Here is a 16,073-nt window from a genome sequence, read left to right on the forward strand (position 1 = left end):
TTTCTATTTCATATAATCTGAGGAGACCTTTTTCGGAGTGCGTGTAATTTTCCATAGCTCAAGTTTCTCCAAAGCCATTCCATGGGTCCATAGTGAAAGTACCTAAGCCAAATAGGACTCAGAATAAATTGCAAGACCCAAATGGCTAAAACTACATAGAGTAATTCATAGCGCTCTAACTTTCCAAACATCCCAAAACCTACCCCTGTAAAGACAATCATGCAGATCACCGAATGCATCATATAATTTGTCAGCGCCATTTTACCTACGGCGGATAGGCCATTTTTCAGCCAGCTGAGAATATTAGCTTTGCAAAAAAGCATGATCAGTCCCACATGACCCATCGCTAAAAAAGCTCTACCCCAGTAATAAGTGATATTCGATTTACTAAATGAAAGCAAGGAGAAGTTGTCATCTATGACCAGCTTCATTTCATAGTAGTTAATGGCAAGACCAATTGCATAGCCTATGGACGCCAAAGTGAAATAGAACCCTACTGATTTTTCAGCTGTGAGTAATCCCCATCTGAAAAGAGCTATCCCAATCAGCATCATGCTCAGTACATCCCAAACATCACCTCGATAAGGCCAGTTGACATCGAAGTCGTAATTGGTGGGGGCGAGAAAAGCTACTACAGAAAAGTACCCCTTTCGCATTTCTGTATTATGCTCCTCTATTGCTTCAGGACTTCTTTTGGCTTCTCGTCTTTCCCAAGATTCATTAGCCGTCTTTAATTCCTTAGGAAGTTCTTCACCTGCTACTAGTAAAGCCTGCGCTTCGGTTACCTTGGCTATCCATTTTTTGTCTTTTTGGTAGTCTATATAGTTCCAAAGAGTCCCAATACTAAAAAGTATCACCGCTGTGACAACCAGATATTTTGGTGCCATCGAGCGAAAAGAATACACCAAGAATCCCATTAAGGCATATTGGTACAAGATCTCGCCTACCCAGAGCAGGAGGTATCCATGTATTAGTCCAAAAAGCAAAAGCCACATCAGTCGGCGGAAATAAACATCAGCTGCTTTGATCCCTGCTCCTTTTTTGAGCAATCGATCCAAGAAAATATACATTCCAACCCCAAAAAGCAGAGAGAATAAGGCCCGCATTGTTCCCTCAAAAAAAAGATTGGTCATCATCCAGGTGTATAGATTCAGACCTGTAGAACCTCCAGATACTGTCGGGTCTTCGTAGGCAAGCGCTAAGCCAAAGCCATTGATGTTCATCAATAATATTCCAAAAAGTACAATCCCGCGCATCACGTCCAAGGAAAGTATGCGATCTGATTGCTTCATAGGAATCAGCTCTTTTGTGAGGGTTTGTTCCATAGTTTGATTTTGCTGCCGAGCGGTCAGTTTTAAATATTCCCGTAGCTTGTATAAGCTATTCATTTAGAGGAAGAGCAGGAACTGGTTTAGGACGAATGAGTGGTAAAAATGTCCAAACTGCTTTGTTATTTTTTCAGGCTATTTAAAAGTTAAAATGTTTTTTTTCTGACAGATATTTCCTGCGAGTTATAACCAGTAAAAAGTGATTGATTTAAGGGGAAACCTCGATCCTGTCTTGAAACTACCTGATGGAGAAGGTGCAAAAAGAAAATCAATGCCGTTCGAAATTTTGCAATTCCAAACAGCATTGATAGAAAAATGTAATCACCCTTTATCGAAAAAATAGTCTTAGTGTGTTAGTGGTTTAAAGTCATATCGGTGAAGCATCAAATTTGCTTCTCTCATATAGGTATATAAAAGATGGAGCTTTTTGCTTCTGCAATTTTTGATTCCCTTTGAAGTAATTGAAATTAAAGTGGAAATCGAAACTGATTTGGACGAACCATATCTAATTTTGTCCGAATATTAGGAGAGATTTTTCGGGAGAGGATTTATGTAGTGAATAGTGGCTATTTCAAAACTAGCTTGTAGCTGTTGAATTAGTTGATTAAAAATGGCTGGCAAACTCACTGCCTAAACCTTCTTTGGACTTCACCTTCAACTCTCCTACATGAGCTTTGGCAATAACGTAGGACAGTGATAATTGCCTACAAACACATGTTTATTGCGGAATCTATTCAATGCCAAACCAATTAAGGCTAAAATGTTTGCTCTCGAAGCTGAATTGGGATTTTGAGAATAACCTTCACGCCGGATTCTGATGGGTTTGTTTCTCTTAGGTTTAACAGGGTTACTTCACCTTCTTGAGTGTAATTTTGGGAAAAATGTTTGAGTCGTTCCTGTGAAAGTGTGATTCCTACTGATTCTGAGACATGCAATTTTTTCTTCTGGTTCTGGCTGGAATCGGGGAGTCCTATCCCATTGTCAATTATTTCCAGAGTGAGGGCTTCTTCTGAAAGATTCGCCAACCTAATCTGTAGTTTTTTCTCCTCTTTGCTCGCAGATAGTCCATGCCAAATTGCATTTTCCAAAAAAGGCTGAAGTAATAGGGAAGGGATTAAAATTTGAGCTGGATCAATTAGTTCTGAACCAGATATTGAAAATTGGATTTCTTGATCAAACCGAAGATTCTCGATATTCACATAAAGCTTCATTGTATCCAATTCTTCTTTAAGGGTCGATTCTTTCTCCCGAGTGGAGGCCAAAAATTTCCGAATGAGCTTGGCGAATTTGTTTAAATAGTAAACTGCTTCCTCAGCTTCATTTTCTATGATGTAGGATTTGATGGAATTGAGAGAATTGAAGATAAAATGAGGGTTCATTTGGCTCCTCAGGGCCAGAAGTTTTAATTCCGCCAGTTCTTTGTCATAGGAAGCTTGCAAGGAATTGATTTTTTCAGCTTCAGCTGCTAGTTCCATAGACTTAAAGCTTTCTTCCAGTTGTTTTTGAACCTCAATACGGAGTCGTTCATTTTCCTGAAGTTGATCGATCAGCTCCTCTTGAGACTGATTTCGTTCTTCTAAAATCAACTTTTGCTTTTGCCCCAATCCTAGGGAGAATAGCACGTTTTCTAACCAAAAGCCTACATAGAGAATACCATAAGCTGGTTCCACAGAGAACCCTTGCCTGAATAGACTTTGGTGAATCGCCAGCGAAGTCACCGAAAAGACAATCAATAAAAAAGAGCCGATAATCATGTAATACTTAAGTGGAGTCTTGACTTTGAAAAATGGAATATAAGTCACCATCCCAAGGATGGAAATCAAGATAGTGAACACATAATATCCTCTCAATAGAACTTCCTGAATTCTTTGATCTACCAATAAATAGTACAGAAATATGAATAAGCAATAGGCAATGATAACCCAAAGACCGATCATGATCCGCCTGTGCCATTTTGGGAGCTCTTCCTTAATATTCAGAAACCGTAGGGCAAAAAACACATAAATGATGTAGTAGATTTCTGTATGAATCATTGGATAGTCAATGATCCAAGAAAATTGTCCGCCTAATTCATAGAGGAAACCACCTTCCATCCACCTAAACTGGGACAGTAAGATGAAGAAGGTGTATCCGCTGTAGAGTAGGTAGGTTCTATCTTTTTGCTGGAAAAAAAGGATGAAATGATAAACCGTCAGGATAAAAAGAGCACCCAGCGTAAAAACTAAAAACCCATTCTCAAATGGGCAGCAGTAAAAGTATTCTAAGTAGCTTTTTACCAAGGTTTGGTTAATGATTTAAGAGGTGGAGAAGTTCACTCTTTCTTGATCGAGAGACAGGTATTTGAGTTCCGTTTGCAAGCATCAGGCTTGGGCCATCCTGATTGACGAAAGCCTTGATAGCATCCAGCCTAACGATATAAGAATTGTGGACCCGATAAAACCCTTTGCCCAACTGTTCTTCCAGATCTTTAAAGCGGACGGTAAACAGTTCTTTTTTCAAGTCATTGAAATAAATTTCTGAATAATTTCCGTCTGACTTGCAGTAGAGAATCTCATTCCGATCCAAATACAAGGTTTTGCCTGCCATAGCAAGTGCCAATTTCTTTTCCTCTTTACCCTTCCAATCACTGATCATAGATTTAAGGACAGAGCCAAGTCCGCTTGATTCTTTTTTCACTCTAATCCGATCAATTGCATCTTTGAGGTCATCAGAATCTACCGGCTTCATGAGGTAATCGACCGCATGCTCCCGAAATGCCTTGATCGCATATTGGTCGTAGGCAGAAGTAATGATCAACTCAAAATCTCGAAAATGAAGTTTTTGAAGTAGTTCAAAGCCATTCATTTCGGGCATTTCCACATCTAGAAAAACACAATCAGGCTTTAAATAATTGATCGCAGAAACTGCTTCCCGTGGGTCAGTGAAGCTATCTATGATTTTCACATCTTGGCAGAACTTTTCAACCTCCCAAGTAAGATTCTTGATCGCGTTAGATTCGTCGTCTACGATGATAGCATTGATCATTTAGTTAAAGATAAACATTTGAATCTGTACAACTATATCATTGAAAAGCGGTCAATGAAAACTGCAACATTCTATTTTATAAGGATTTGAAAAACTAAAAGCTAAGAAATTTTAGTCCTTTCTCATGGAGTTGGCTTTAAAATTTCTTAGTCGGTAGTGAATTTGACTTACTTGGTAAAGAATCCATGAATATTGGTATACAGAAAAAAGCATAAGGTCAATTTCAGATTATAAAGAAATGCGCACCAGCTATGTATTCTTTTCTACCAAGTAAATGCCGTCACTTTTAAATTTTAATAGAAATGGGTAAAATTCTTGTGCCCTCCGCTGACAATCAGACTGTTGGGCGGTGAATTTAGATTTATCAAGGAAGCTATTTGAACCTTAGCCATTTATGAAAAAACCAGTTTTATTCTGCAGTATCGCTTTGCTTTTCACATTTTGCACAAACCGAACCTCTGAGGAAATTATAGCCTCCGAAGCTCCAACTCAAGATGAACTCTTACAACAAGGCCAAGTAAATGTTCAAACTCAAGGCATGGACTTTTTGGTTGCAGATACCCTTTACTCAGGCTGGAATGAGTTGATTTATGACAATCAGTCCTCTGAGGTTCATTTTATTTTAATGGATTTTTATCCTGAAGGCAAAACAGTAGAAGATACCAAGAAGGAAGTGCTCCCTCCATTTGATGAGGGAATGAAGAAAATAATAGATGGGCAAATGGATGAGGCAGTGGCTGCGTTTGGAAAATTGCCCGAATGGTTTTTTTCTGTCCAGTACCATGGTGGAACTGGGTTGATCTCTCCCGGGCAGACAGCAAAGAGTACCATTTTTTTGAGCCCGGGACTTTATGTAATGGAATGCTATGTAAAAGCCGCCAACGGGGAATGGCATACTTCCCATGGGATGATCAAGCAAATTATCGTTAGAGATTCTTCTACTACCAAGGCAGCTCCGTCACCGAATGCATCCATTACCATTTCTAGTACAGAAGGAGTCCAAATGGCAAATCCTCCTGGGCTTGGGAGTCAGGTTATGGAGGTCAACTTTCAAGATCAAAAAGTTTATGAGCATTTCGTGGGGCATGATGTGAATCTTGTTCGATACGAAGATGACGCCTCTCTCGACTCCCTTCAGTATTGGCTTAGCTGGATGAATCCTACCGGTCTTCGTACGCCTGCACCCGAAGGATTCACTTTTTTGGGAGGAATGAACAATCTCGGTGAAGGTGGAAAAGGTTACTTCGAAGCGGAGCTGATTCCGGGAAATTATGTCCTGATATCTGAAGTTCCTGAGGCTGAGAAAAAGGGGCTGATCGCAAAATTTCAACTTAACTAGCTATGAAAAAAAGCATTAAAAGTATCGCTTCGGCCTTCATTGGACTGATTCTATTGGTTTCTTGCGGTGGTAAGGAATCTGCTCAATCGGGTGAAACTATGGGTGTAGAAGAAGATATCGAATCTTCGTCGGAGTCGAATCAAGACAATGCAGAAACTCTTACCGAGCTATCTCCTCTTACTACGGAACAATTCAAGGCTTTTTTCCCAGAAACGATTATTGGCTTACCTCAAACTTCTTTTGTAGAAAGTTTTATGCCTGGGATTGGCTCTGGAAGTGCGACTTATAGAACTGCCAACCGAAGTATCCGGATTATGATCCTAGACGGAGCTGGTGAGAAAGGAGCTGATGCAGTTGGAACCTACAAATTTTCCCACACAAAGGATTACGATGAAAAAGGCTCATGGGGGTATACCAAAACAATCGACCATGAAGGAGTTAAAATGAAGGAATCCTCGCTTGGAGAGGATAGATTTAATTGGTCCCTTTTTTATAAAGACCGATTTGCAGTAGATATTGATGCTAAAGAAGTCACCAAAGATGAATTGGATGGAATTATGAAAGATTTGAATCTGGAAAGGCTTCCGGCCTACTAGTATTTATTCATTTTTAATTAAAGCTGTTTTAAGTACAAATAGATCTCTGTCATGAAGAAAATATACATCCTACTAATCCTTGTCCTTGCCGTAGTAATTATCATTTATGCTAATTCCAAAGTTCAAGTCTCTGAGCAAAAGGTAATATCCGCAGCACCGGCTTTAATGTCACAAGATGAAGCTGTCAACCCAGGTGTGACCTTGACTATGGAAGGAGAAACATATACTTTGGAACAAAAGGATCTCAATCCGCAAACCAACCTGGATTTTGATAATGATGATTTGAAGTTTGCGATATATACAAATGAAGGTCGAGTGTCCGTGAACTTCAATCTTACTAAGACTGGAATACTTGGGAAGGGTCCTGTTTTCTATTCAATTCCTGAGGCAAATCAAGAATCAGTAAAAGTAGACCTGAATTTTTTTAATCAAGACAGAGAGTCCAGCAGGATGAATAAGCGTATAATTTTTCGAAAAGGGGAAATACAAATTGAAAAACTTACTAAAAATCAGCTAGTTTTCACTTTCAAAGGAGAAGGGTCAGGAATGACAGAAAGAGGCGATTTATTTCCAATAGAAGGATCAATAAATATGACTTTTTAGTAATCGATCAAGTATTCAAAAATAAGCTGATCTTGCCTGTGGATACTTAGTCGCCAGAACATCAATTAATAGCATCAAGAGCCCCGCAAGTTACTATCACGAGGTCTTTTTAAGATTTGGTTCTTTAGTATCATGATTTTATCTCTCAGGAACAAATTTCTCAGTAGAATACCTCCTTTGCCAATAATTCCATACCTTTGCAGTCCGTTCGAGTGAATGGAGTGCGTTAGGTTTGCTTAACGCATTGATTTACAACTAAAAACGATAGTCCCTTGACCCGTGGACTATTGCTAATCAGGGTTAGTACATTATGTCAAAACAAGAAGATTTTAACTGGGACAACTTCGAAACCAAAGGTTTTGGAGAAGGCTATTCCAAAGCAGAGCGTGAGCAAATGGCTGCAATGTACGAAGGTACATTAGGCGAGATCACTGAGAAAGAAGTTATCACAGGTACAGTAGTAGGTGTGAATGACAAAGACGTTATCATCAACGTGGGCTTTAAGTCTGACGGATTGGTGCCTCTTTCTGAATTCAGAGATCTTGAGTCTATCAAGCCAGGTGATACGGTAGAAGTATTCATCGAAGAGCAGGAAAACGCATTGGGTCAGCTGATCCTTTCCCGTAAGAAAGCGAAGATCGTACGTGCATGGAAAGACATCGAAGATGCTCTTGAATTTGATAACGTGATCGAAGGTTTGGTGAAAAGAAGAACTAAAGGTGGTCTTATCGTAGATATCTACGGTGTTGAAGCATTCTTGCCAGGTTCTCAGATCGATGTGAAGCCTATCAGAGATTTCGATATCTATGTAGGTAAGAAAATGGAAGTGAAAGTGGTGAAAATCAACCACGCAAATGATAACGTAGTAGTATCTCACAAAGTGTTGATCGAGAAAGATCTTGAGAAGCAAAAAGCTGAGATCCTAAACAACCTTGAGAAAGGTCAAGTATTGGAAGGTGTGATCAAGAACATGACCAACTTCGGTGTATTCATCGATCTAGGTGGTGTAGATGGTTTGCTTCACATTACAGATATCTCTTGGGGACGTATCAATCATCCAGAAGAAGTATTGCAACTTGATCAGAAAGTTCAGATTGTGGTTCTTGACTTTGATGATGATAAGAAGAGAATTTCTTTGGGTATGAAGCAGCTTACTGCTCATCCTTGGGATTCTTTGGCGTCTAGCCTTGAAATCGGATCTAGAGTTAAGGGTAAGATCGTAAACGTAGCTGACTACGGTGCGTTCCTTGAGCTTGCTCCAGGTGTTGAAGGTTTGATCCACGTGTCTGAAATGAGCTGGTCTCAGCATTTGAGAAATCCTGCTGACTTCGTGAAAGTTGGTGACGAAATCGAAGCTGTAGTATTGACTCTTGACAAAGACGACAGAAAAATGTCTCTTGGTATCAAGCAACTGACTGAAGATCCATGGACTAAGAACGATATGGGTACTAAGTACGCGGTAGGTTCTAAGCATACAGGTGTGGTAAGAAACTTGACTAACTTCGGCCTATTCCTTGAGTTGGAAGAAGGAATCGACGGTTTGGTTCACGTATCTGATCTTTCTTGGACTAAGAAAATCAAGCATCCATCTGAGTTTGTGAAAGTAGGAGACGAGCTAGCAGTAGCTGTTCTTGAGCTTGACGTGGACAACAGAAGATTGGCTCTTGGTCATAAGCAATTGGAAGAAAATCCATGGGATACGTTTGAATCTGTATTCCCAATCGGATCAGAGCATAAGTGTACTGTAGTTTCCAAAAATGACAAAGGTGCAGTTCTTGAATTGCCTTACGGTCTTGAAGGATTTGCTACAGTGAAAAATTTGGAAAAAGAAGACGGATCTCAAGTAGAGGTTGGTGAGTCTTTGGACTTCAAAGTGACTGAATTCTCTAAAGACGATAAGAGAATCGTTCTTTCTCACACTGCTATGTTCAGAGAAGAAGCGAAGCCAGCTAAGAAAGAAGCGAAGAAGAAATCTGATTCAGGTTCTGCTTCTACTTCATCTTCAGCTCCAGCTGAGAAGTCAACTCTTGGTGACTTGGACGCTTTGACTCAATTGAAAGAGCAAATGGAAGGTAAAAAGTAAGACGTTAGATTCTAGAAATTAGAATCAAGACTTACTGAATATATTGAAAACGCCGGCTGAAAAGTCGGCGTTTTTTTTTGTTTTTAACCACGGAGGTCACAGAGGACACGCAGAGAACGCAATTATATAAGTTGTCCTGCTTCTCCAGAAGCTGGACTGTTTTGTATTTCGCTTTTATAGGATTTTAGAGAAATTCCGTTCAAGAGGAACGGCTGGTCGGTAGCCAGACATAAGAGTGTGGTATGGTCGTTCCGCAGGAACGTCTGGTGATGTTCTTTACTAATCTAGGAGTTTTTACATTTGTGCTGCTTCTCCATAAGCTAGATTATTGGATCATTTGTAGCATTTCATTAACACCTTCCGTCTTAACTAAACTAGCTTTGACACTAACTTTGATCCTATGAAAAATGCACTTTTACTTTCCTTCTTCCTTTTGTTTAGTTTTTCGGTCTCCGCCCAATCATCGTTGGAAGTAAGAGGATATTTCGGTGTTTCAGGTTCTATGGCCAACTGGAACGAGGATCTCGATGGAGCTAGCTCAGTGGATATTGAGAATGTAAAGGAGGTAGGTGTACTGCTTTCGAAAAGTATCAGTGAGAAATTCTCGTTGAATGGAGGGTTGAATTATTCATTTGCTACCGTTCAATATGATCCTAACATTCCTCCTTGTTTTAATTGCCTAAGCATTGCTTATGAGCACAATCTTGATTTCAAGATGCTTTCCCTCCCTATTTATGCAGAGTATTCCCTAGGTAAGATTTTTTATGCAGCGGCTGGGCCTTTGGTAGATTTTCAGCTTTCCGAAGGGAATAATTTCTCAGACCAAAGTGGCGTCGGTTATTTGGTTGGCCTGGGAGCGAAGTTGGATACTGAGAAGCTTTCCTTCTCTATTTTCCCCAATTACAAACGGCACAATGTCATTCCCTTTGAAAAGGAAGGAAACTATAAACAAATCTTGCAGGAATTGGGAGTGCAATTTGGAGTAGGGTATCAATTTTAATAATGAGCTCAAACCTCTACCCCATATAAATCCGTAAAGGGTTTAACAAAAAAAATTATGAAGAATATTGCTTTACTCTTTGTCCTGATCCTTGCTTTTTCCTCCTGCCAAAACTTCGATGATCCTATACCGGATGGGAGTTTTTTGGAAACACCTACACTTAGTACCAGACTTGTTGATGAGACTAGTGTGGAGCTCACTTGGTCTTCAGCACAGATTTGTAATATCAACTGCCCTTCCATCGTTCCGGCATCTTTTTATGAAGTATGGACCAAGTCGCTTGTTTCCAGTACTAACTATAAGCTTGTCGAGATTCCAGCAGGGCAGATGTCATATCTAGTTGAGGGTTTAGAGCCTGGCGTGAGACAGGAGTTTTATGTGGTTGCAAAGCGGGCGAATGTAAGTAATGAAACGAACCGCGTGATGGTGGTGCCGAATGAACTTCCTGCTTCCCTAACAGTTTTTGAAAAGGCAAGCTTCGACTACATCACTCATCCGCAAGTTTCTCCTGACGGGACTAAAGTGATCTATACCATTTCAGAAGCGGGATCTAGTATTCAGCCCCAGCAGGTTTTTGTTTTTGATCTCAATAGTAAGTCTGAAAAGTTAATTTCTGAGAAAGGTCAATATCCATCCTGGTCTGCAAATGGTGAGAGTCTGATTTTTGTTGTTGGGGATCAAAATATTTCTGCTCTAAGGGAATATACAGTGGCTTCAGGCGAGTCGGAAGAAATTATCAGTGATTCATTTCAAAGTTACTTCCCGGTTTTTGGCGTCAGAGATACAACCTTGATCTATTTTCTGGATAGCCTAGATGAGGGGGACCAAAGCATTATTTTATTCAATCTAGATGAGGAGGCTACGAATCCAAAAAGAACACTTCGTGATGTAGATGACATTGAGAATATTCAGATGCCGATTTTAGGGATGACTTATTCAACAGAAGAAAACAACGTTGCCTACAGCGTGACCTTTGCAAAAGACACACCTGTTGGCTTTTCTTATGATGTAGTAGGTTTTGCCGTGAATAGTCCCACATCTTTGAGGAGTTTTGTGGTATCTGACTGGAATGATAGTAATCCATCCTTTTCACCAACAAACTCTGAACTCTTGGCATTTGTCTCTGACCGGAGTGGGACTAATCAGCTTTGGATTCGCAATACAATCACCGGGAAGCTTTACCAAGTGACTGATTTTCAGGAAAGTGAACGCATCAATGTCGGGATAGTAGGGTTAAGCTGGAGCGAAGAAAAGTTATATATAAATATTCAAGAGACTTCAGGAGTCACCCGACTTGTAAGTCTTGATGTTTCTTCTTTATTGAATTAAAAGGCGTTTTTTCTTAACATTTTTTTAACCAATTAACACACTAAGAATGCACAACCCGTGCTGCTATCATCCTTGAGGTTTGTGTCGGTTGAGACCAAGACTGAACACTGATTACTGGGACTCACCACTTATTAGGCTCCACTCTGATCCACGGCCCAAGGTTAAATGAAAGTTTTTATGTGAGCAATTAGGTTAGTTCACTGACTCCCAGTCTATCTTTTCAGGCTTTATCGGCAAATTTCTGACTCTGCTTCCTGTGGCATTAAACACAGCATTGGCAATTGCCGCAGCAACTGGCCCCATCGCCGCTTCGCCTGCTCCCATAGGTTTAGTCTCGGGTCTATCGATGATGTGAACTTCCACTTCCGGCACATATTTCATCCTTAGGATAGGATAAGTATTCCAGTCCACGCTAGTGATTCCATCCTCGTCAAATTGTACTTCCTCCAACATGGTCCAGCTGGCGGATTGGATCATTCCGCCTTCGGTCTGGTTTTTCAGCCCATCAGGATTTATAGTCAGTCCAGAGTCGATTACTCCTGTGAGCTTTTTGAGTTTGTAGCTCTTGGCAGCCTTGTCGATTTCTACTTCAGCTAGTACAGCAAAATAGGAGGTGGCATTCTTATACCTCGCATAGGCGACTCCAAATCCGTTATTTGCAGATTTAGATCTGTTTTTCCAGTTGGTCTTCTGAGCCAATTCTTCCAAAACGGCCCTGGCTCGTGGATCTTCTAAGTTTTTTATCCTAAAATCAATCGGGTCTTTGCCTGCTTTGTGAGCTAGTTCATCCATGAAGGCCTCCATAGCAAAGGTATTTGCATATGCTCCCAAACCTCTAAGAGATGAGGTTCGGAGTGGGCCATCGTAGTTGAAAAGGTGGAGTTGCTTGGCTTCGAAACTGTATTCTGGAATTCCATTTCGGTGCGAGCCACCTGACCAGCCGCCTTTTCTAAATTCAACAGGAGGATCCAAAGTTCTCGCTGCGATAAAACTTCCCCCACTTCCATTTGGTCGTGTACTATGGGAATCTGACCAGACAATGCTGTCCCAACCTAAAAGCTTTCCATCTGAATCCAATCCCCCCGATAGGCGGAAGGCCATAGTTGTGCCGTATGGTTCCCACTTGTTCTCATCTTCTCGCATCCATTGAAGTCGTACATGTTTGCCTGGAAATTCTTTGGCTATGATGGCAACTTCCCCCGACACATCGTCTGCTCCATTGTGGCCATAGCATCCGGAACCTGGAACTCCAACACATCGGACTTTTTCTTTATCCAATGTGAGCAAATCTGCTATTGAATCTCTCACGGGATATACTCCTTGCGTAGCTGACCAAACGGTTAGTAGATTTGGTTCCCAAAGTGCGACTGCACAAGACGGCCCCATAGAGGCATGCATGTGGTAGGGCCGGAAATAGTCTGCTTGATGTCGTATGGCTGATTTTGAAATAAGTTCTGCTATTCCTGGTGAGACTTCTACTTCATCCGGATTGCCTGATGTATTTAGCACGTTATCCACTAGCTGGTCTGGAAGTGTAGTGATTGGAGACTTATCCCAGACGGCTAGCTCTTTTAGCATTTCCCTGGCTTTTACTGCCTGGTATTCGCGTTCAGCAACTACCGCTAAAAAGCTTCCGTTTCTGATCACTTTAAGTACTCCAGGCAAAGCTTCTACTTGGTTGAGGTCTATGGATTCTAAGGTAGCGTCGTAGGAAGGAGGATGAAGCACTCGTGCATGGACCATCCCCGGCATTTTCAGATCATGGACAAAATGAGATTCTCCAGTCACTAATTTCCGAATATCATCTCGGTGCAATGGCTTCCCCACATATCTATAATCTTCTGGCTTTTTTGGTTTAATGTCTCCAGAGATTCTCTCCTCGATGAATTTGCCTTCCAAAAGCTCCCAATAACTCACTTTCTCACCAGAGTTAGTTACAACTACTCCGTCTTCTACTCGAAGACTTTCTGGACTTACATTCCATTTTTGCGCGGCCATTTTCAGCAAATGGTATTTTGCCTCAGCGGCAGCCTGCCGGATAGCGCTTCCACTTCCTTCCACGGAGTTGCTGCCGGCAGTAAATCCTTCATTTGGAGTTTGACCTGTATCTGAATTGATGATATGGCAGCGATCGGGATGAATATCCAGCTCCTCAGCAGCAATTTGGATCAGGGCAATTTTGATTCCCTGACCGAGTTCTTGCTTTCCAGATAGTACGGTTAAGTGTCCTTCGGCATCTAATCGAATCCAAGAGTCAATTAATTTATTGTCAATAGTAGGGCGAAGAGGCACTCCAGTGTAAGGAGGAATCTCGCTTGGCGCTCCCTTAGTTTGGCAAAAAGTGAGCGGTAAAAGATTGAACCCTATTAACAGGTGTCCAGTGCTTTTGAGGAAAGACCGGCGACTTGAGTTCATATTCTGTAGATCTTCCATGATTAGGCCTTTGTATTTTCTGATGCCAACTTGACTGCTTTGATAAATCTGGAATGTGTGCCACAGCGACAGATCACTGGATTTAGTGCAGTTCGAATCTCCAGTTCGGTCGGTTTGGGGTTTTCTTCTAAAAGTGCTACAGCTGTCATGATCATCCCGTTGAGGCAATAGCCACATTGTGCGGCTTGGGTATCTATGAAGGCTTGCTGTACGGGATGAAGTTTCCCGTTTTGGGCTAATCCTTCCAGCGTAGTTATTTCAGTATTTTCAAAACTGGAACATGCTCTAAGGCAAGAGGGCTCTGCTTTCTGGTCTACGATTACCATACACGCGCCGCATTGCAAAAGGCCACAGCCATATTTGGCACCTTTGAATGCAAATTCCTCTCTAAGGATGTATAAAAGTGGTTCTTCAGGGTCTGCGGAAATAGTTTTAGTATCTCCGTTAACACGTAGCTTAATGTCTTGAGGCATGGTAATCAGAAGTTTAATTGGATAAACTAAGGAATGTCTGCCTGAATTGCAATGTGAAAAAATAATTAAGTGACTTGAACTAAATGGACGGTGAAAAAAATGACTTGAAACGAAAAAAGCATCCACCGAAGTGAATGCTTTTTGTTGAGGTCGAGAGCGGATTCGAACCGCTGTAGAAGGTTTTGCAGACCTCTGCCTAGCCACTCGGCCACTCGACCAATCAGAATTGGAATGCAAATGTAGTTATTATCTTTTCCTTTGCAATAAAGGAACTATTTATTTTGAATCTATGCCAGTAAATCAGCCGCTGTGATATTTGGAATTCAAGAAACAAGAGCCTTGTATCGTGGGATTTCAATTGAAGTTTGGAAAGCTTGCAAAATACATTCTATTTATATTGATTCTAAATTAATTTTTGATAGAAAAAATATCCTTAATTATCTGTAATACAAGTGTATATGAAATCAAATAGTCATCCTATGTGCAGTAAGTCATACATCACTACAAGTTTGAAAAATTGGCTTCGGGTAGTACCTTTGCAGGGGTTATAATAAACCGCATAAACTATTTAATTAGCTATAATATGTTATCTAAACGCTCGTTAGTAGGGGTTCGATTGAATTTCCACACACTGGCAGTGCTGTTTTTCTTGCTGATCGGTACGCAGGCTTTTGCCGCTGATCCGTCGGTGGACAATAGCGATGAAGCAGTAGCAGCAGGAAAGGCTCTGTTCAACACAAACTGTAAAACTTGCCACAGATTAGATCAGAAGTTGGTTGGCCCTGCTTTGAGAGGAGCTACAGACAGAGCGCCTGTCGAATTAGTGAAAAGTTTCATCAAAAATTCGCAGGCTGTAATCGCATCGGGCAATGCGTATTATAGTGACTTGTATAAAGAATATAACAACACTATGATGATCTCTCACGAATTCTTAAGTGATGAGGATCTAAATAATCTATTGGCATATATAGAGTACGGTGATACTGCTGACCCGGCAGCAGCTACAGCTACTGGAGATGCGGAAGGTGGTGCTGTTGCGGCAGGAGGGGGCATTCCTAATGAATACTTGACCATCATTTTGGGTGTACTAGTAGTAGTACTTCTTTTGATTTTGATCGTATTGGGACTCATCATCTCTGTATTGACCAAATACCTTGCAAAACAGGATTTGGATGAAGACGACAAAGAGTTTGTCTCTCAGAAAACTAACTTAGGTAAAGTATTTAAGAGCGATATGTTCGTGGTTATAGTCACTGCTTTGGTGGTGGCATTGGTAGCTAAAACTGCTTTGGACGGACTTTATTCCGTAGGTGTACAGCAGGGCTATGCTCCTGAGCAGCCGATTGCTTACTCACACGCTCTTCACGCAGGTACGCTAGAGATCGAATGTCAGTATTGCCATACCGGTGTTGAGCTAGGGAAATCTGCAAATATTCCTTCTGCAAATATCTGTATGAACTGTCACACACACGTGCAGAATGTACAAGGAGCTGAAGGCGTTTCTCCGGAAATTCAGAAAATATATGATGCGGTTGATAACAACCAGCCGATCGAGTGGGTAAGAGTACATAACCTTCCAGATTTGGCGTATTTCAATCACTCTCAGCACGTTGTAGTAGGTGAAGTGGAATGTCAAACTTGCCATGGCCCTATTCAGGAAATGGAAGTTGTTGGACAGCATAGCGCACTTACTATGGGCTGGTGTATCGACTGTCACAGACAGACTGAGATCACCACGGAAGGCAATGCCTACTATGATAAGTTGGTTCAGATTCACTCTGACTCCAAAGATGCCTTGAAAGTGAAAGACATCGGAGGTTTGGAGTGTGCTAAGTGCCACTATTAATTCATTATTCTTTTCGCAA

At 41.1% G+C, this 16,073-nt stretch carries 12 protein-coding genes and 1 tRNA gene; 7 read left to right on the forward strand and 6 right to left on the reverse strand.

All coding sequences use genetic code 11. The annotated features are described in order from the left end of the window. Nucleotides 1-8: 8 nt before the first annotated feature. The 3 genes from LV83_RS10805 to LV83_RS10815 all read right to left on the reverse strand — a co-directional run bounded on the left by LV83_RS10805 (nucleotide 9) and on the right by LV83_RS10815 (nucleotide 4,352). A complete protein-coding gene (locus LV83_RS10805; RefSeq protein WP_111611540.1) occupies nucleotides 9-1,325 on the reverse strand; it encodes a DUF418 domain-containing protein in 1,317 nt (438 codons plus the stop codon). 758 nt (nucleotides 1,326-2,083) lie between these two features. Further along, nucleotides 2,084-3,607 (reverse strand): sensor histidine kinase, encoded by a 1,524-nt coding sequence (locus LV83_RS10810; RefSeq protein ID WP_111611541.1) that lies wholly within the window; start codon nucleotides 3,605-3,607, stop codon nucleotides 2,084-2,086. Nucleotides 3,608-3,614: 7 nt separating this feature from the next. After that, nucleotides 3,615-4,352 carry a LytR/AlgR family response regulator transcription factor gene (locus tag LV83_RS10815; protein ID WP_111611542.1) on the reverse strand — a complete coding sequence of 246 codons (738 nt, stop codon included), beginning with the start codon at nucleotides 4,350-4,352 and terminating at the stop codon, nucleotides 3,615-3,617. Between the two features lie 394 nt (nucleotides 4,353-4,746). Between LV83_RS10815 and LV83_RS10820 the strand changes: the two genes are divergently transcribed. From LV83_RS10820 to LV83_RS10845, 6 genes are all read left to right on the forward strand, one after another. Then, the gene (locus LV83_RS10820; protein ID WP_111611543.1) at nucleotides 4,747-5,691 is read left to right on the forward strand and encodes a hypothetical protein; all 945 of its coding nucleotides are present in this window, start codon (nucleotides 4,747-4,749) and stop codon (nucleotides 5,689-5,691) included. 2 nt (nucleotides 5,692-5,693) lie between these two features. Then, nucleotides 5,694-6,287, forward strand: a complete 594-nt coding sequence (locus LV83_RS10825; RefSeq protein WP_111611544.1) for a hypothetical protein — start codon at nucleotides 5,694-5,696, stop codon at nucleotides 6,285-6,287. Between the two features lie 51 nt (nucleotides 6,288-6,338). After that, entirely contained in the window at nucleotides 6,339-6,890 is a 552-nt protein-coding gene (locus tag LV83_RS10830) for a hypothetical protein (protein ID WP_111611545.1), read from the forward strand. 310 nt (nucleotides 6,891-7,200) lie between these two features. Next, nucleotides 7,201-8,973, forward strand: coding sequence for a 30S ribosomal protein S1 (rpsA, locus tag LV83_RS10835; RefSeq protein WP_111611546.1), 1,773 nt, complete (start codon nucleotides 7,201-7,203; stop codon nucleotides 8,971-8,973). A gap of 400 nt (nucleotides 8,974-9,373) precedes the next feature. Continuing rightward, nucleotides 9,374-9,973 carry an outer membrane beta-barrel protein gene (locus LV83_RS10840; protein WP_111611547.1) on the forward strand — a complete coding sequence of 200 codons (600 nt, stop codon included), beginning with the start codon at nucleotides 9,374-9,376 and terminating at the stop codon, nucleotides 9,971-9,973. Nucleotides 9,974-10,030: 57 nt separating this feature from the next. After that, nucleotides 10,031-11,302, forward strand: coding sequence for a PD40 domain-containing protein (locus tag LV83_RS10845; protein ID WP_111611548.1), 1,272 nt, complete (start codon nucleotides 10,031-10,033; stop codon nucleotides 11,300-11,302). A 192-nt stretch (nucleotides 11,303-11,494) separates the two neighbouring features. Here the strand turns inward: LV83_RS10845 and LV83_RS10850 are convergent, their stop codons facing one another. The 3 genes from LV83_RS10850 to LV83_RS10860 form a co-directional block, all read right to left on the reverse strand. Continuing rightward, complete coding sequence (locus tag LV83_RS10850; RefSeq protein WP_111611549.1) at nucleotides 11,495-13,735, reverse strand: xanthine dehydrogenase family protein molybdopterin-binding subunit; 2,241 nt, start codon at nucleotides 13,733-13,735, stop codon at nucleotides 11,495-11,497. Nucleotides 13,736-13,737: 2 nt separating this feature from the next. Next, nucleotides 13,738-14,208 carry a (2Fe-2S)-binding protein gene (locus LV83_RS10855; protein WP_111611550.1) on the reverse strand — a complete coding sequence of 157 codons (471 nt, stop codon included), beginning with the start codon at nucleotides 14,206-14,208 and terminating at the stop codon, nucleotides 13,738-13,740. Nucleotides 14,209-14,355: 147 nt separating this feature from the next. Then, nucleotides 14,356-14,426, reverse strand: a tRNA-Cys gene (locus LV83_RS10860). A gap of 365 nt (nucleotides 14,427-14,791) precedes the next feature. Here LV83_RS10860 and LV83_RS10865 point away from each other — a divergent pair. Beyond that, nucleotides 14,792-16,054, forward strand: a complete 1,263-nt coding sequence (locus tag LV83_RS10865) for a c-type cytochrome (protein WP_111611551.1) — start codon at nucleotides 14,792-14,794, stop codon at nucleotides 16,052-16,054. Nucleotides 16,055-16,073: the final 19 nt, after the last annotated feature.

This window comes from Algoriphagus yeomjeoni, from assembly GCF_003259505.1.
Taxonomy (GTDB): Bacteria; Bacteroidota; Bacteroidia; order Cytophagales; family Cyclobacteriaceae; genus Algoriphagus; species Algoriphagus yeomjeoni.